Genomic DNA, 17,315 nt, shown 5'->3' on the forward strand with positions numbered 1-17,315 from the left:
ATTGGAGCAGTCATGGACATCAAGGACAAACTGGCCGGCAGCGTGCTCGGGTTTGGTACGGCGCCACTGGGCAACATGTTCCGCGACATCCTGGAAGCGGAAGCGCAGGCCACCGTGGACGCGGCCTGGGCGCAAGGCGTGCGCTACTACGACACGGCGCCGTTCTATGGCGCGGGCCTGGCCGAAATCCGGCTGGGTGAGGCGCTGTCCCGACACAAGCGCGACGAATTCGTGCTCAGCACCAAGGTCGGCCGCCTGATCCTGGACGAAGTCGAGGACGCCAGTGCGCGGGCCTTGGGCGAAAAAAGCGGACTGTTTGCGGCTGGCCGCCCGAACAAGCTCGTCGTCGACTACACGGCCGACGGCACGCTGCGCTCCATCGAGGACAGCCTCAAGCGGATGAAGACCGACCGCTTCGATTTTGTGTGGGTCCACGACATTGCCCAGGACTTCTATGGCGATGAATGGCTGTCGTACTTTGAGACCGCGCGCAAGGGTGCCTTCCGCGTGCTGACCCGCCTGCGCGAGGAGGGCGTGATCGAGGCCTGGGGCCTGGGCGTGAACCGCGTCGAGCCGATCGAACTGACGCTGGATCTCGCCGAAGCGCAGCCGGACGGATTCCTGCTCGCGGGCCGATATTCGCTGCTCGACCACGAGCGCGCGTTGCAGCGCCTGATGCCGAAGGCGGCGGAACGCAAGACCGGGATTGTCGTCGGTGGTCCGTACAGTTCCGGCATCCTGGCCGGAGGCGCGCACTTCGAATACCAGAAGGCGCCGCCCGAGATCATCGCCAGGGTAGAGCGCATCAAAGCGGTCGCGCAGCGCCACGGCGTCAGCATCAAGGCGGCGGCCCTGCAGTTCGTGCTGGCGAACCCGGTGGTGGCGGCCGTGATCCCGGGCGCGAGCCGGCCGGAGCGCATCGCCGAGGACGTGGCCGCGCTGAAGGAAGTCATTCCCGCCGATTTCTGGCGCGAACTGCGTGAGCAGCACCTGGTGGCCGCGAACGCGCCGCTGCCGGTCGATCGCGTCTGATACGGACCGGTGCCACTAGCTCTCGAACGGCTTCTGGCCGAGCACCTTGACCACATATTCGACGAAGCAGGTGATGCGGGACGCCAACGCGGTGTTGCGATAGTAGACCGCGTTGATCGACTGGCGCACATCGAGGGTCTGTTTCGCAAACAGTTGCACCAGTCGCCCGTCCTGCCGATCGTCGCGCGTCATGAAGTCCGACAGGCAGACAATGCCCTGGCCGTTCAGGGCCAGGCTCCTGAGGGTCTCGCCGCTGGACGAGGCGATGGTTGGCTTGATATGCATCACGCTGCCGTCGTCGTCGCGCAGCGGCCAGTCGTTCAGCGATTCCGGCTGGGTGAAGCCCAGCAGCGCATGCTGCGCGAGCTGCGCCGGTTTGGTGGGCGTGCCGTGGCGCTTCAGGTAGTCGGGACTGGCAAGGATGCGGATTCGGCTGGTGCCGATGGGGCGCGCGTGCAGCGTGGAGTCCTTTAGCTGGCCGATGCGGAACGCCACATCGGTCCGCTTTTCGATCAGGTCGATGATGCCTTCGTTCGAGTTGAGTTCCAGTTCCACTTCCGGGTAGCTGGCGCAAAAGCCCTCCAGTAGCGGCACGATCACATGCAGCATGAACGGCGTTGCCGCATCCACCCGCAAGCGCCCAACCGGCCGCATGCGACGCGCCGCGATCTGCTCTTCCGCCTCGTCGACCATCGCCACGATTGCGCGGGCGTGTTCCAGGAATGCCGCCCCTTCCTCGGTCAACTCCAGCCGCCGCGTGGTTCGCCGCAGAAGCGTGGTCTGCAGCTTCTCCTCCAGCCGGCCCAGGGTGCGGCTGGTGGCGGAGACCGTCAGCTTGAGCTGCTCGGCGGCCGCCGTGATCGAGCCGGTGTCCACCACGGCAGCAAAGGCCAGCAGTTCGTCTATGGTCGTCTTCATTGTTGATTTAAAATCAAATGAATTTCCCTTATACACGGCTTAATCCGCAAAGGTAAGGGCGGCAAACTGCGTGCATTCGAATTTCCTTCATAGGAGTTGCACCATGAGCATTCCTTCGTTTGGCGTTGGTACTTTCCGCCTGACCGGCCAGGCCGTGATCGATTCGGTGCGCAACGCGCTGGACCTGGGCTATCGCGCCGTCGATACGGCACAGATCTATGGCAACGAGGCCGACGTCGGCCAGGCGATCGCCGAGGCCGGTGTGAAGCGCGATGAACTGTTTGTGACCACCAAGATCTGGACGGCGAACTACGCCGCCGACAAGCTTGTGCCAAGCCTGCGCGAAAGCCTGGACAAGCTGCGCACCGACTACGTCGACCTGACCCTGATCCACTGGCCGGCGCCGGGCAATGGCGTGGAACTGCCCGAGTACATGGCGGCGCTGGCCGAAGCCAAGGCGCTGGGCCTGACGCGGCAGATCGGTGTTTCCAACTTCAATATCGCGCTGACGAAGCAGGCGATCGATGCGGTTGGCAAGGGCGAAATCGCCACCAACCAGATCGAACTGAGCCCCTATCTGCAGAACCACAAGCTCACCGCGTTCCTGCAGGAGCAGGGCATCGCCGTGACGTCGTACATGACGCTGGCCTATGGCAAGGTGCTGAAGGACCCGGTGCTGGCGCAGATCGCGAACAAGCACCACGCCACCGTCGCGCAGGTTGCGCTGGCATGGGCGCAGCAACTCGGCTATGCGGTGATTCCGTCGTCGACCCAGCGCGAGAACCTGGCCAGCAACCTGCTGGCGCGCGACCTGAAGCTCGACGCCGACGACATGGCGCAGATCGCCGCGCTGGAGCGCAACGGCCGCGAGGTCAGCCCCGAGGGCCTGGCCCCGGCCTGGGACTGAGGAGGCCATGATGCCCGATACACGCAATCCGCTGTTCCAGCCGCATTCGCTGGGTGCCCTCACGCTGCCCAACCGCATCGTGATGCCGCCGATGACGCGCTCGCGCGCAGGCCAGCCTGACGACGTGCCGAACGAACTGATGGCCGAGTACTACGCGCAACGCGCCAGTGCCGGCCTGATCGTCAGCGAGGGCACCTGGATTTCGCCGCTCGGCAAGGGCTATGCGTGGACGCCCGGCATCCACACGCCGGCGCAGGTCGCCGGTTGGCGCAAGGTCACCACTGCCGTGCATGAAGCGGGCGGGCGCATCTTCGCGCAGCTCTGGCACGTGGGCCGCCTGAGCCATATCAGTCTGCTCGATGGCCACGCGCCGGTGTCGTCGTCCGCCATCCAGGCGCACGGTGTGAACGTGTTCGTTGCCGAACAGGATGGCAAGCCGGGCTTCGTGCAGGCATCCCAGCCGCGCGCGCTCAAGGTGGAAGAGATCCACGCCATCGTCGACGAATTCCGCCAGGCCGCGCGCAACGCGATGGCGGCTGGCTTCGACGGTGTGGAACTGCACGCGGCCAACGGTTATCTGGTCAACCAGTTCATCGACTCGGAAGCCAACAACCGTACCGACGTATATGGCGGCCCGCTCGAAAACCGCCTGCGTTTCCTGGGCGAGGTGACGCAGGCGCTGATCGAGGGCACGGGGAGCAAGGACCGGGTTGGTATCCGCCTGGCGCCGCTGACCACGCTCAATGGCTGCGTCGACGCCGATCCGGAAACCACCTATGCTGCCGCGGCAAAGCTGCTCGGCGAGCTGGGCGTGGGCTACATCCATATCGCCGAGGCCGACTGGGACGATGCACCGCATATGCCCGCCGCATTCAAGCAGCGGCTGCGCGAGGTGTATCGGGGCACGCTGATCTACGCCGGCAAGTACACCGCGGAACGTGCGCAAGCCGCGCTGAACGAGGGATGGGCCGATCTGATTGCCTTCGGCCGGCCGTTCGTTGCCAACCCCGACCTGCCGGAGCGCCTGCGCGCTGGCGCGACGCTCAACCCCCACGACCGCGACACGCTGTTTGGTGGTGGCGCACGCGGGCTGACCGACTATCCCGCACTGGCCGCCAAGGCGACCTGAGTGGAAATCAGGAGATTCAGAATGAAAACACTGGCGAAAATCTCCCTGGCGGCGACCCTGCCGTTCGCCATGCAGGTCAACATCAATCCGGTAGCCATCCGATGAACACGAATTCCACTCCCCAGAAGCCGCTCTTCGCCGGGCGCAGCTTCCGCGTCGACTATGACGGCCTGTCGGCGCACAACATCTACTCCGAGGATGGCGAGTCGATCCACTACGCGATCGTCGCCGGCCCCTACGCCGGAGCGACTGGCGAGGCCCGTTGCGCGTGGCAGGAAATCTCGGAGGGCGTGTATGCGATCTCGTGGCAGGAAGCTGATGGCGCGACCGTGGTGCATGTCGACGACTTCGTGCGCGGCCGCTCCATGGCATTCTTCACCGCCGCGGACAAGGCGTTCTACCGGATGCAGGGCCCGTTGACGGCGCTGGCCGACCCGTCGGCTACCCAGCGCTGAGTATCCTGATAGATCCACGCCTGGTGCCGCATGTCATCAGAGCGTGACGGAGCGACAGCGGGACGTTGCCGGTCATGCGGCGGCGGTACCGTTGCCGCAGCAGTCGCAGTCATGGTCATCAACGGCATGCTGCCACGACGTCGCGCATGTCCGCGCTGTCCAGCCCCTCGGTAAACGCGCTGCGGATCTGGTCAAGCAGTTGCCTGGCCGGCTCGGGCCTGCCCTGGTGCAGCCAGAGCCGCACAAGGCTTAGTGAGGCCCGCAACTCCAGCGACCTGGCATGCTGCCTGCGGGCTACCGCGATCGCCTGGTGAAAACACGCTTGCGCGTCATCTTCAGGCAGAAGGCCATCGGAACGGCAGCCATGAAGGATCATCTCGCCCTTGATCCGATGCCACTCAGCTTCGCAATAGTGCTCCCCGGTCCTTTGCACCGCGTCTTCCGCTTCGGCTAGCGCGTCCAGAGCTGAATCGACCTGTCCCATGCGTGCGTAGATTTGCGCCAGCAGTTCCTGGAAGTGCGAATGTCCCAGCGCCGCACCGGTGGCGTGGTACGCCGCCAGCCCCTGGTGCATCTGCGCGATGCCTTCCTCATGCTGCCCTTGCTCGGCCAGCGCCCAACCGCGCAGGACGGTCGACCAGGCAAGCCACACGGGGAAGCCCTGCTCGCTTGAGAGCGCGATGGCCGCGTCGGCGCACTCCAGCGTGAGCCTTGGGTCGCAGCGGAACTGGTGCAGCTCGGCCGCCAGGCAGAGGGAATGCGCGAGACTGAAGGGATGGGACAGCTGCCGGGCCAGCGTGAGCGAATTCTGTGCTCGCTTGCAGGCCTGGTCCGGATAGCCGAGATTCCACAGGACCAATGCCGAAAAGGATAGCGCCCGTGACTCCGGATCGACGCCATGCATATTCACGTGGACATGCTCCGGTTCGGCGCCGTAGAGGGCGAGCGCATCTCGCAGGTGGCCATCGGAGGTCCTGAATCTTCCACAGTAATACAAGGTCGTGGCGAGCGAAACATGGGCCTCGCCCAAGAGCTCCGGGTCCTGCGTCTTCCTGGCCTGCGCAAGCAGTTGCTTGCCCAGCTTGTAAGCCTTGCGATGCTCGGCGCGCAGGGAGAAATACGTGCGCAAACCGACTAGCGTGGGAAAGAGCTGTGGGGTCTCCCCGACCTCGCCGCACAGCGCCAGGGCACGGCTGTAAGTGGCTTCGACCTCGGACGAGGCAAAGCCCCTGGCGGCGATCAGCGCCGGCCCGATGGCAAGGCGCAGCGTGAGTTCCTGGCGTGCGCGTTCGGGCGAATCGGGCTGGCGCTGGAGCAATTCCAGCGCGGCATTCAGGTGGCGGATCGCTTCGTGGTACGCGGAGCGCTGTACCGACTGCTGGCCGGTACACTGCAGGTACTCGACGGCCTTCGGTTCGTTGCCGCTCAGGCTGTAGTGCCGAGCCAGCTCGCTGTAGTGATCCTTCAGCTGATGCCGGAACAGGGCTTCGATCGCCTGCGCCGTGCGTTGGTGCAGCGCGGTGCGCTCTTCGGTCAGCAGCGAGCTGCCGGCGACTTCCTGGGTCAGCGCATGCTTGAACATGTACTCCGTATCCGGGAATGCAGGCCGCTCGTAGATGAATTCGCCGGCCTCCAGCCTGGCCAGCAGCGGCTGCAATTGTTCCTCCGGCTGGGAGACCACGCGCTGGATCAGGCTCAGGGAAAACTCCTTGCCGATCACGGCAAGGCTCTGCAGCAAGTCCTTCTCGGGGCGGGGCAGCCGGTCGATGCGGGCAGCCAGCACGCCCTGGACCGTGGTGGGAATATGCAGCGCGATAGGGGTCTGCTCGATGCGGTAGTGGCCAGGTTCGCCGAGCAGGGCCTTCTCCTCGGACAAGGTCTGCACCACTTCCTCCATGAAGAAGGGATTGCCCTCGGTCTTGTCCAGGATGAGCCGCTTGAGCGGCATCAGCGCGGGATCGTCGCCAAGCAGCGCGGCGAGCAGTTCCTGGGCCTCGGCCTGGCCCAACGAATCGAGCCGGAGCTCGGTATAGGCGTCCTGCTGGTGCCGGCCATGCCGGTACTCGGGCCGATAGTTGAGCAGCAGCAGGATCCTGGCACCTGGCAGGTGGCTGGCGAGGACATCCAGGAACGCCTCGGTCTCGCTGTCCAGCCATTGCAGGTCCTCGAAGATCAACTCGAGCGGCTGGTTGTGGCTCTCGCGGACCAGCAGGCGCGTGATCGCGTCGAACGTGCGCTGGCGCCGGATGCGGGGATCCATGTTCGGTAATGCCGAACCCGGCTCGCTGATGCCGAGCAGGAAGAGCAGGTAAGGCAGCAGCTCTTCCAGTGTGCGGTCCAGCATCAGCATCCTGCCAGCGACCTTCTCGCGGCACCTGCGCTCATCATCGAGCGGCTCGATCTGAAAATAATTCTTCACCAGGTCGATCAGTGGCAGGTACGCGAACGACTTGCCGTGCGACACCGAGAAGGTCTCCAGCACCATGCAGCCTCGCTGCGACAGCACCTTGAACTCGTGGAACAGCCGTGACTTGCCGACCCCGGCCTCGCCGACCACGCCCACGATCTGCCCGTGTCCCGCCTTGGCCTGCTCCAGCGCGTCACGCAATTGCGCCAGCTCGCCCTCGCGGCCTACAAACCGCGCCAGGCCGCGGTGTTGCGCCACCTGCAGACGTGTGCGCAACACGCCCAGGCGCAGCACCTCATACACGGCAAGCGGTTCCCGAACGCCCTTCACCTGGGTCGCGCCCAGGGCCTTGAAGTCGAAATACCCCTCGGTCAGCTTGCAGGTCGCCTCGCTGACCAGAATGGAAGACGGCGTGGCGATGCTTTCCATCCGCGAGGCGATGTTGATCGTGTGTCCTACCGGATCGTAGTCGGTATGCAGGTCGTCCCGGCGGATGGACCGCACCACCACCTCACCGGTGTGGATGCCCACCCGGATCTGGAGCGGTATGCCTTGCTCCAGGCGGATGCGGTCGCTGTGGCGGCGCATCGCTTCCTGCATCCGCAGCGCCGCATACAGCGCGCGCTGCGGGTGATCTTCATGCGCGATGGGCGCACCGAACAGGGCCAGTATGCCGTCGCCCAGCGACTTGGCGACATAGCCTTCGTAGTGGTGCACTGCCTCCATCATCAGGGCGATCACGGGATCGATCAGTCGGCGTGCTTCTTCCGGGTCCAAGTCGTGGATCAGCGCCGTGGAGCCCGCCATGTCGGCGAACAGCGCCGTGATGGTCTTGCGCTCGCCGGCGGTCGCGCCCCTGGCTTCCATCGCCGCCTGCTGCGCCAGGATTCGTTCGACCAGGTGGCGTGGGGTGTAGTCGATGGGAGCGGGCGCCGTCGTCGGCTGATTTCCATCAGAAGGGCCGACAGTCGGTAAGATCAGCGATGCGCCGCATGCGGTACAAAACCTGTCGGCCGAACCCGAGTCGTGGCCACAGTGCGGGCAGCGTCGGCCCAGTCGCGATCCGCAATCCTTGCAGAACCTAGCGTCAGGAGGGTTCTCGGAACCGCAGTTTGTGCAGTGCATATAGACCTCGTCACTTCAGGTCCCTGTCTCTGGATGATTAGACGCTTTCTCCACTTTGGGATCAATGGGCGGCACATCAGATCGCCGACGTCGCGCAGCCACTCGGTCCGAAAATACGGATCGATCCAGCGACGCGATCCGCGCCATCGAAAAACGGCGCCGCTGCAGCCACAGCGCCGTCTGCTCCTGATTGCAGAGGCTGGTGTGTTGTCGAGAGCGCTCGGCAGGCGTGAATCCTGAGCCTGGTCATCAGGCTCAGGAATAGCGTCGGATGGACTTTGCTACTTACTCGGCCACGACATGCGCAACCTTGATGGTCTGCGCATAGCGAGCCGCCTCGTCGGCAATGACCTTCGCGTAGTCCGCACTGGATCCTCCCACGGGTTCGATACCGGCAACGTGGAACTGCGAGACCACCTCGGGCATTTTGACTGCCTCGGAAACCGCGTCGGCCATTTTCTTGACCACGGCGTCCGAGGTTCCCTTTGCGGCAAGCAACCCGACCGTCACAGCGAAGTCGTATCCTGGCACCACCTCGGAGATTGCCGGAATCTTAGGCGCAAGAGCGGAGCGCTGCAGGGAGTTGGTGCCGAGAATCTTGACCTGGCCCGATTTGACGAAGCCTGACAGCGACGGCAAGGCAGCAAACACCACCTGGACCTGGTCCCCGATCAAAGCCGGAACGGACTGGCCGGAGCCACGAAACGGTACGTGCTTGATATCCAGCTTGAGCGCGGTTTTCAGTGCTTCCATCGACAGGTGATGGGTGCTGCCGATGCCGGAAGATCCATAGTTGAGCGTGCCAGATTTGGATTTTGCCAGCGCGACGAAATCGTTGAGTGAGTTGGCTGGAACGCGTGCATTGACGGCGAGGAAGAGCGGGGACCTGGCGGCAAGCGAGACGGGTACGAAGTCGCGCTTGGGTTCATACGACAGGTTTTTGTAAATCGCCGGATTGATGGACATCATCGAGCCGTCGGTCACCAGGAACGTGTAGCCGTCGGCAGGGCTCGTCATGAGCGCCTGGGCGGCGACCACGCCATTGGCGCCGGGCCGGTTGTCAACGACCACCGGCTTGCCCAGGCGCTGGGTGAGTTGCTGGGACAAAACGCGCGCAACGGTGTCAGGCAAGCCTCCGGGCGCGTAGGGAACGATAAAGCGGATGGGCTTGGTGGGCCAGGCATCGGTGCTGGCCATGGCCAATGCGGGAACGAATGCTGCGGTGAGGCCGAGGCCCAGGCTGAGGCAAAGCCTGCGTCGTGCTAGGCGGATTTGGGGGCGGTTCATGTGTTGTCTCCACTTTACGATCGTAGTGCATGCGGCGACCCTTGGCGATGCCGTTCTGACGACGGCATTCGTGGGCTCGCTGCGCGGGGGTTACCCGGATGGTGGTCTTGGGCGAGCCATGGGGTCAGGCGACCGGTGATACGTCGACAGGATATGGCGAAGCTCTCGCCCGGCGCGTGAGCGTGACGTCCCGATCCTCGCGCGCCGAGGTCAGCATCGCCAGGCAGACCTCGAGCGTGGACCGCGCCCACGCGCCGTCATGGAGCGGGTCGCGGCCATGGATGACGGCGTCGACCAGTTCGTCGATGACCTCGAAGCGGGGCACCGCCGGTGCCGGCAGGGGGATGTGCTCGCGCTGCGTGTCGGCGTAGATCCAGATGCCGTCCGGCATCGGCCGGATATCGGCATGTTCGCAACTCACGATGACCGGCCCGAAGTGCTGGTTGGCGAGCGCGCGTTCCGTGCCGGCCGGGGCCTGCCACGACGGGCCGCCGTAGGTGCCATCCGTCTTCAGGCGCGCCTCCGCCTGCGCCGAGCCGATCGACGCCAGCTTGCGCCGTGCGCGGCCGTAGTCCTCCTCGCGCGTGGCGAATCCCATTTCGCTGAAGCCGCCGTTCCACGGGTCCGTGTCGAAACGGCCATAGCCGCTGTAGGTCAGCGACGCGTAGGCACCGTCCTCGAACCAGAGCATGGCGCTATAGGCGCCCTCGGTCGGCCGGGCCGGGTCCCATCTGCCCAGTGTCGCCCGCACACGTGTGGCGGGCGCGCCTGCCAGCAAGCGCACCACGTCGACCTGGTGCGCGGCCTGGCTGAACACCACGCCGCCACCGGCCTCCGTCTGCAATTCCTCGGGGCGCCGCGGGCGATACAGGAAGTCGGTGTAGTTCAGCGCGTGAATCATGCGCACTGCGCCGAAGCGCCCTGACGCGATTAGTTGCCGCGCGTGCAGGTATGGCGAATCGAAGCTGTGGCAATGCCCCACGATTATCCGTACGCCGCCGCGCTCGCAAGCCGCGATGATCCGGTCGCACTCCGCGAGCGAGATCGCCATCGGCTTCTCCACGAGCAGGTGCTTGCCGCTTTCCGCCGCCAGGCACGCGTGCGCAGCATGGTACTGATGAGGGCTCGCGATGTAGATGGCGTCAAGGTCTGGCGACGCCGCCATGGCCGCCAGGTCCTCATAGACGGGCGCATTGAAATCGCGCGCGAACTGCACGCGTGCCGCCTCGCGGGGATCGCAGGCGGCGGCGAGGCGCACGCGCTGATCCGCGAGGAACGTAGGCAGCATCAGCGAGAAGGCCCGGCCGAGCCCGACCACGCCCAGGCGCACTTGCCGGGTTGCGTTGGCGCTCATAGGTCGATCACCAGTTCGGCGCACTTTGCCCGCGAGACGCAGATCATCACCTGGTGGTCCATCTCCTCCGGCATCAGCACCATGTCGCGATGGTCCGCCTCGCCCGAGACCAGCCCGGTACGGCATGTGCCGCAAGTGCCGCTCTCGCAGGACGATGGCACATTGCAGCCATGCTGGCGCAGCACGTTCAGGATGCTCGCGCCGACCGGCACTTCGTAGCGTTGCCCGCTGCGGCTGAGCACCACGTCGAACGGCTTGTCGTCGGCACGCACGCCGCCGCCCTCGTTGAAGCTTTCGAAGTGGATCCGGGTGGCGGGCCAGTGCCCCGACATGTCGCGCACCGCCTCCATCAGGCCGCGCGGACCGCAGCAGTAGATGTGGGTGTCGCTCGGACGCTCGAGCACCGGCCACAGATCGAAGGCCTTGGCGGGATCGCCGAAATCGTGGTGGATCTTCACCTTTCCCTTGAGTTCGGGCGCCTGCAGTTCGTCCAGGAAGGCGGTGCTCTCGGGCGAGCGCGTGAAGTAATAGAGCCGCCATTTTGCGGTGGAAAGCTCGCCAAAGCTGCGGATCATCGACAGAATCGGCGTGATGCCGATGCCTCCGGCGATGAAGACGAATGCCTTGGCGTCCTCCAGCAGCGGGAAGGCATTGTCGGGCAAGCCGACCGGGATCAGGTCGCCTTCGCTGGCATCGTCGCACAGGCTCTTCGAGCCACCCTGTCCCTGTTCGTCGCGCTTCACGGTGATCATGTAGCGGTTACGCTCGGCGGGGTCGTTGCATAGCGAGTACTTGCGCAGCATGCCGTTGGGCACCTGCACCTTGATGTGAGAGCCCGGCGTGAACGGAGGCAGCTCGGTGCCGTCCGCCTGCACGAACTCAAAGCTGCGGATGCCTTGCGCGGCGTCCTGGATGCGCGCGATGCGCAGCAGCATCGGCGTATCTGCGTGGGGCTCGGGATGGAGCGGTGTGGTAGTCATGATGCGCATTCCTGTCAGTCGACGATGCGCATCGACAGGTCGATCGCGCGCACGTCCTTGGTCAGCTTGCCGCTGGAGATCCGGTCCACGCCGGTGGCGGCGATGGCCTGCAGCGATTTGAGGTCGACGCCACCGGAGACCTCCAGCTGCGCCCGCCCGGCGTTCAGCGCACAGGCGCGACGCATGTCGTCGAGGCTGAAGTCGTCCAGCAGGATGCTGGTGGCCCCGGCGGCCAGTGCCGCCGCCAGCTCCTCCAGGTCTTCCACTTCGATCTGCGCCGGCACATCGGCGCCGAGCTGCGCCGCGCGTTCGAGCGCCTCGCGCACGCCGCCGGCCGCGGCGATATGGTTCTCCTTGATCAGGATGCCGTCCCACAGCCCCAGGCGATGGTTGGCGCCGCCGCCCACGCGGACGGCGTACTTCTGGGCCAGGCGCAGGCCAGGCAGCGTCTTGCGCGTGTCGAGCATCGCGCAGCCGTTCGGATTGGGCGACACGCCGGCGATCCGCTCGATGTAGCGGCGCGTCACGGTGGCGACGCCGGACAGCGTCTGCAGGAAATTCAGCGCAGGGCGCTCCGCGGACAGCAGCGCCCGCGCGTCACCGGTGATGCGGCAGACCTCGGAGCCGGCCAGCACGGCGTCGCCCTCGGCAATCCGCCATGCGATCAGGGCGTCCGGATCGAGCCGCGCCACGCATGCGTCGAACCACGGCTGGCCCGCGATCACAGCGTTTTCCTTCGCCACCACGCGCGCCTGCACGCGCCTGGCCGCCGGCACGAGCTGCGCCGTCCAGTCGGCGTGCCCGATGTCCTCGCGCAGCGCGTCGTCGACGTTGCGTCGCAGGGCCTGCTCAAGGGTTTCGATGTACTCGAACATCTTTGCTCCTGGAGGTGCGCGGGCGCGGCATGGCCCCGCCGCGCGTTTGTCAGATGCTGTAGGACTCGTAGGTGGCGGGGTGGAACATCTCCTCCACCGGCACCAGCCGCTCGGACAGGCCCTGGCCATGGTGATGGCGGGAGAACGTCTCCAGCGTGCGCAGGTTTGCCTGCACGCCGTACGACCAGTAGTCCTCGCCCAGCGTCTCGCGGGCGGCCTTCAGCATCTCTTCCACGAACGGCATCGTCACCTTGGTCGCGGACGTATCGGACAGCTGCGCCAGCGCGTGGGCCTTGGACTGGCTGAACGCCTTGAAGACGGCGCCCGGCAACCACGGCTGCGCCTCGGCGAGGGTCTTGCGGATGCCCACCACATGCATGATGGGAAACACGGCGGTGCGCCGGAAGTAGTCTTTCGCCTCGGCGGTCGGATCGTCGAAGAGCCAGCCCACGTTCTCGTTGCGCAGCGCCGCCGCGCCCGGGGGCCGCGGCGCGATAAAGCCGTCGATCTCACCGCTGTCCAGCAGCTCGGAGATGGTGCGGCCTTCGGGCGCGGCCTCCACGCGGACATCGGCGGGAAGCTTCAGCTTCACCTTTTCCGGACGCCCCGGCGTATCGATGCCGCCGCGTACCCAGGTCACATCGGACGGGTGGATGCCAAAGTCGTCCTGCAGGACCGCGCGCGCCCACACGATCGCGGTGAGCTGGTACTCCGGAATGCCGATGCGGCAGCCCTTCAGGTCCTGGGGACGCCCGATACGATCCTTGCGCACGTAGATGGAGGTGTGGCGGAACGCCCGCGAGAGAAAGACGGGCACCGCGATGTACGGACAGTCGCCGCGCGCATGCTTGACCAGGTAGCTCGAGAACGACAGCTCGCTGATATCGAAGTCCTGGCTGCGCATGGCGCGGAAGAACATTTCCTCCGGGTTGAGCGTCATGTAGACGGGATCGACGCCGTCGATCTGGACGCGGCCATCGAGTAGCGCGCGGGTACGGTCATAGTCGCCCATGGCGACGGAGAGGCGGAGTTTGGTCATCGGTGATGGAGTGGGGGCTCGGGGGAATGCGGGTGGCGGTCAGCGGGGGATGTGCTCCTCACGCCGTGACGGAGTACGACGGCTCCAGCTCGGGCAGTTCGGGTCCGCCGGCCCAGACGTATTGCACGTTGAACGTACGCCAGTCATCGGACTTTGGCACCACCGCCTGGAACGCGCAGACGTCGGCGGGAATCGCATTGGCACCCGTGCCGATCGCTTCGCCGCCTTGCTGGAACGCCCGGACGGCATCCAGCATCTGCTTGCGGAACTCGACGATGGCGAGATCGCTCGCGCCCAGCCGGTCATGGCTGCGGTCGGCGATCGGGCCCATCGTCAGCCACATCGCGACGTCCTGGTTCGGGAAGCCGGCAATCCCGGTGAAGTTGCCCGCCTTCATCGCCTGGCGGTCCTGCCAGAAGCGGTTGTCGATGTTGCGCAGCGGGCGGTAGTACGCGTCCAGGTCCACGCCGACGGTCTGGCGCAGGAACTTGCGCCACGTCTCCGTTTCAGGAGTCTGCGCCGGATGGCCCCAGGCGATGAAGTAGAACGCCGTGTTGGTGTCGTCCATCGGCACATTGATGTTGGCGACGTTGTAGAGGTTGTTCGGCGGGATCAGCGCGGTTGCCGGCGCGACGAAGACCGTGGAGCGCACATAGTCATGCGTCTGCGCCTGCTGGATCGGCCTGCGGATGGCGGCGTAGCGGAACCCGTAGCCGCCGCGCTGCACCTGCAGCCGCGGCGCCTTGTCGGTCGAAGGGCGCAGCCACAGGCTGTCGGTTGCCTTGGCGCAGTCCACGCGCGCCGGCACCATGTCCGAGCTGTGCAGGCTCGAGCTGTGCGCGGAATCGATCGCACCCTCCAGCACCTGGGCCCAGTTGCAAGGCAGCAGCACCTTGGCGATGCTGACGCGGGTGTCCTCGGTCGGCGCCCAGCGTGGCGGCACGAATTCCGGCACCGCGTCCGCCGGTCCCATGTATGCCCAGACCATGCCGCCCCATTCCTTGACCGGATAGGCCTTGTGCTTGACCTTCTCTGCCATGCCGCTGGATGCGGGCTCGGAGACCATCTCCAGCACGTTGCCCTCCACATCCATCTTCCAGCCGTGATAAAGGCAGCGCAGGCCGCCGTCCTCGTTGCGGCCGAAGACCAGTGATGCCCTGCGGTGCGGGCAGTACTCGTCCATCACCCCGACGCGGCCGTCGCTGTCGCGGAACACGACCAGGTCTTCGCCGAACACGCGCGCCTTCACCGGCGCGCCATCGGGCTCCGTCACCTCCTCGAGCAGGCAGACCGGCGTCCAATGCCGGCGCATCAGCTGCCCCATCGGCGCATCGCCTTCTACACGGCACAGCAGATCGTTTTCTTCCTTCGTCATCATTTGGGGGCTCCTGGCCAGCGCATCTCCGGCGCTGGCCGGTCTGGCGTTCTGGCTTTGCTTGAAAAATACTTAGTGGCCTAAGAATAATCAGAGCAAACATCGGTGGCAAGGCGGGATTGGGAAAACCAAGGGAAAATACTTAGGAGGCTAATGAAAAGAGGGCGTGCGCTGTCACAGTCACGTGCGCAATGCGCGGACGGACGGGAAGCAAGGCATCGGCTTGCCAGATGCTCGGCGGAAAGGCGAATACGTGCCGGCTGCGAAGCAGGTCGCAGCCTGGAAGATTGAGAGCGGGAGGGAGGAGGGGGGCGGCTGGAGATGTGTTGGGGAAAACAGGACTGCCAGCCGCAGTCCTCCCCGTGCAGTCGCTTACGCTTGCTCGATACCTTGCTGGTCGCGGGTCAGGTTGTCGATCATCACCAGCAGGGCGCGGCGCGTGGTGGCGACTTCTTCCGTGGCGAGATGCTGGACCGCCACCGCATTGACCTCTTCGGCCAACGGTACCAGCGTCTTGCGCAGCCGCTTGCCCAATGGCGTGAGGAACACATAGATGTTCTTGCGATTGGTCGGCCGGCGCTCCAGCGTGACATAGCCGAGCGCCTCCATGGCTTGCAAGGCCGCGAATGTGGTCGGCTCCATCACGCCTGCTTCAATGCTGAGCTCACGCTTGGTGATGCCGTCGCGTTCCCAGAGAATGCGCAGGAAGGTCCAGTGGCCAAGCTGCACGTCATGCTGGGAGAGCCGGTGCTGCAGCGCGCGCAGGAAGACCCGCGTCGCGTCTTTCACAAGATGCGCAAGGCGATCATTGGGCACGTCGTCGTGCCAGCGGCGCAGGACGCGCTGGGCGATTTCCTGTTCTCTGACTGCAGAGGCTTTCGACATAAGGGCGGGAAGCAAGGGCAAAGGCGTATTCTGCCACGGCTTGTCTGTGCTTTACGCAGGCTCCGCGGCGGGACGGGCTTCCAGGTTCCTGCGCAGGACGACCGGCTTGGCGCCGGCGTGCTGCTTGCAGATCCAGTGCGCCAGCGCCGAATCCAGATGCTGGACATGTGCGGGGAACCAGTGCTCCAGTTCTTCAGCCAGCCGGCGCGCAACCGCCACCTCCCCGCGTACGAGCCTTGCCTGCACGCCGGATATCGAGGCCAGCACGGCTGCATGTTCGCCAATGTGGCACTTGCGCGGCGGAAAGGCCGTTGCCTCCATAAGGCTGTCCTCGTGCAGGAAATGCGCTCGTGCCAGTTGCAGCAGTTCCTCCAGCATCTGCGCCAGGCGCTCAACAGGCGCTACGCGCAACGACTGGATGAGTGCCGCAAACCGTCGATGTTCGTCGTCAATAGCGGAATGACCGATCAGTAGACCGTCATGCCAGTACATTGGATTGTGCGCTGCCATCATGCCTCCAGTCCTATTATTAGGAGCCTAAGTATTGTAGGATAGACCGGTTCCGTAGGCAACGACAATGAGCATGGCGCGGAGTGCTGTTGGCTGCACGGCTTGGCGAAGACGCCCGGATCCCGTTCGCCGATCGCTTGCTGACGGCGCCCGGCATGTGCCCTCGCGCCGCAGGCATAAGTTCTGAGCCGAGGCCCGGCAGTGCCGCGCAGCCACCGACGTTCAGCGCATGGACGCGTTCGCTTCGCTGTCGATCTGTTTGCGCAAGGTCGCGAAGCGCTTCTCCACATTGGCGCCGAATAGCGGATCGGCACTGGCCGGATCGATGGCGGCGACCTCCGCCCAGTCAGCTTCGGTCAGGAACCGGGCGGCGCGCGGCATGACCTGTTTCTCCTCGGTGGAGAGATGGTTGCGGTAGTACACCAGGTACATGGCGGCGGCCGCTTCGAGTGCCGCTCGCGAGGTGACCACTTCGCTCTGGGCTTCACGCAGGCGGTCGAGCAATTCCGCGCCGACCGTGGCGATCACGCGATGTTCCTGCAGTAACCGGCTGATGATGATCCGCGTGCCGGGATCCCGGTCCACGAGCAGCGCGTAGGCAACATCCTCACGGGGGTGGTGCACACAATCGCCATAGTTGCGCATGTAGTGGATGATCGTGGCCATCAGGCCGTAGTCGGGCTGCTCTCCCTGATGGAAGGTGCTGACCTGCTTTTCCAGCAGGTCGAGCATTGAGGCGAAATGGATATGGTCGGTATGCCAGGCGGCAAGCGGTGTCGGGCTCGGGGTGGAAAGCGCGGCGGAAGGTGAAGTCGGAAGCGAGGTGACGAGTGGGGTGGCCATGGCGCCCTCCTGGGAAACTGGGCAAGCAGACCGTTGAGTCCGATACGATATCGGGACTCGCGGGGCCCTCATTGACACAATAGCTTCCCTGCATGATCTAAGTCTGACGCAGATCAATGCGGCGCTAAGCGCTCGGATCTCGCAAGGGGCGGAAGCCTTATACGCCGCACGTTCAACCTGCGCCGCCCTCTAAC

At 65.2% G+C, this 17,315-nt stretch carries 15 protein-coding genes; 4 read left to right on the top strand and 11 right to left on the bottom strand.

What is annotated here, in order from left to right:
- Positions 1 to 12 precede the first annotated feature (12 nt).
- Complete coding sequence (locus AC3WL8_RS04585) at positions 13 to 1,032, top strand: aldo/keto reductase (protein ID WP_153953311.1); 1,020 nt, start codon at positions 13 to 15, stop codon at positions 1,030 to 1,032.
- 15 nt (positions 1,033 to 1,047) lie between these two features.
- On the opposite strand, the gene AC3WL8_RS04590 is transcribed toward AC3WL8_RS04585, so the two are convergent.
- Positions 1,048 to 1,950, bottom strand: a complete 903-nt coding sequence (locus AC3WL8_RS04590; protein WP_013953758.1) for a LysR family transcriptional regulator — start codon at positions 1,948 to 1,950, stop codon at positions 1,048 to 1,050.
- Between the two features lie 103 nt (positions 1,951 to 2,053).
- Here AC3WL8_RS04590 and dkgB point away from each other — a divergent pair, with 103 nt between their 5' ends.
- From dkgB to AC3WL8_RS04605, 3 genes are all read left to right on the top strand, one after another.
- Positions 2,054 to 2,857 (top strand): 2,5-didehydrogluconate reductase DkgB, encoded by an 804-nt coding sequence (gene dkgB, locus AC3WL8_RS04595; protein WP_013953757.1) that lies wholly within the window; start codon positions 2,054 to 2,056, stop codon positions 2,855 to 2,857.
- A gap of 7 nt (positions 2,858 to 2,864) precedes the next feature.
- Positions 2,865 to 3,986 (top strand): alkene reductase, encoded by a 1,122-nt coding sequence (locus tag AC3WL8_RS04600; protein WP_492377957.1) that lies wholly within the window; start codon positions 2,865 to 2,867, stop codon positions 3,984 to 3,986.
- 101 nt (positions 3,987 to 4,087) lie between these two features.
- On the top strand, positions 4,088 to 4,441 hold the full coding sequence (locus AC3WL8_RS04605) for a MoaF-related domain-containing protein (RefSeq protein ID WP_013953755.1): 354 nt from the start codon (positions 4,088 to 4,090) through the stop codon (positions 4,439 to 4,441).
- Positions 4,442 to 4,559: 118 nt separating this feature from the next.
- Here AC3WL8_RS04605 and AC3WL8_RS04610 read toward each other — a convergent pair whose 3' ends face one another.
- From AC3WL8_RS04610 to AC3WL8_RS04655, 10 genes are all read right to left on the bottom strand, one after another.
- Positions 4,560 to 7,973, bottom strand: a complete 3,414-nt coding sequence (locus tag AC3WL8_RS04610) for an adenylate/guanylate cyclase domain-containing protein (protein ID WP_492377958.1) — start codon at positions 7,971 to 7,973, stop codon at positions 4,560 to 4,562.
- Between the two features lie 285 nt (positions 7,974 to 8,258).
- Positions 8,259 to 9,260, bottom strand: a complete 1,002-nt coding sequence (locus tag AC3WL8_RS04615) for a Bug family tripartite tricarboxylate transporter substrate binding protein (protein WP_013953753.1) — start codon at positions 9,258 to 9,260, stop codon at positions 8,259 to 8,261.
- A 124-nt stretch (positions 9,261 to 9,384) separates the two neighbouring features.
- On the bottom strand, positions 9,385 to 10,614 hold the full coding sequence (locus AC3WL8_RS04620) for a Gfo/Idh/MocA family oxidoreductase (RefSeq protein WP_211979407.1): 1,230 nt from the start codon (positions 10,612 to 10,614) through the stop codon (positions 9,385 to 9,387).
- Complete coding sequence (locus tag AC3WL8_RS04625; RefSeq protein WP_211979406.1) at positions 10,611 to 11,594, bottom strand: PDR/VanB family oxidoreductase; 984 nt, start codon at positions 11,592 to 11,594, stop codon at positions 10,611 to 10,613. The genes AC3WL8_RS04620 and AC3WL8_RS04625 overlap by 4 nt, the downstream gene beginning before the upstream one ends.
- Before the next feature lie 14 nt (positions 11,595 to 11,608).
- Positions 11,609 to 12,469, bottom strand: a complete 861-nt coding sequence (nadC, locus tag AC3WL8_RS04630; RefSeq protein WP_492377959.1) for a carboxylating nicotinate-nucleotide diphosphorylase — start codon at positions 12,467 to 12,469, stop codon at positions 11,609 to 11,611.
- 49 nt (positions 12,470 to 12,518) lie between these two features.
- Positions 12,519 to 13,508, bottom strand: coding sequence for an ABC transporter substrate-binding protein (locus tag AC3WL8_RS04635; RefSeq protein ID WP_211979405.1), 990 nt, complete (start codon positions 13,506 to 13,508; stop codon positions 12,519 to 12,521).
- A 58-nt stretch (positions 13,509 to 13,566) separates the two neighbouring features.
- Complete coding sequence (locus AC3WL8_RS04640; RefSeq protein ID WP_013953748.1) at positions 13,567 to 14,886, bottom strand: Rieske 2Fe-2S domain-containing protein; 1,320 nt, start codon at positions 14,884 to 14,886, stop codon at positions 13,567 to 13,569.
- 369 nt (positions 14,887 to 15,255) lie between these two features.
- Positions 15,256 to 15,768, bottom strand: coding sequence for a MarR family winged helix-turn-helix transcriptional regulator (locus tag AC3WL8_RS04645; protein WP_013953747.1), 513 nt, complete (start codon positions 15,766 to 15,768; stop codon positions 15,256 to 15,258).
- 51 nt (positions 15,769 to 15,819) lie between these two features.
- Entirely contained in the window at positions 15,820 to 16,281 is a 462-nt protein-coding gene (locus AC3WL8_RS04650) for a bacteriohemerythrin (RefSeq protein ID WP_238553106.1), read from the bottom strand.
- Between the two features lie 219 nt (positions 16,282 to 16,500).
- Positions 16,501 to 17,121, bottom strand: a complete 621-nt coding sequence (locus AC3WL8_RS04655; protein WP_013953745.1) for a hemerythrin domain-containing protein — start codon at positions 17,119 to 17,121, stop codon at positions 16,501 to 16,503.
- Between the last annotated feature and the right edge of the window lie 194 nt (positions 17,122 to 17,315).

The organism is Cupriavidus sp. FW305-F7 (assembly GCF_058782875.1).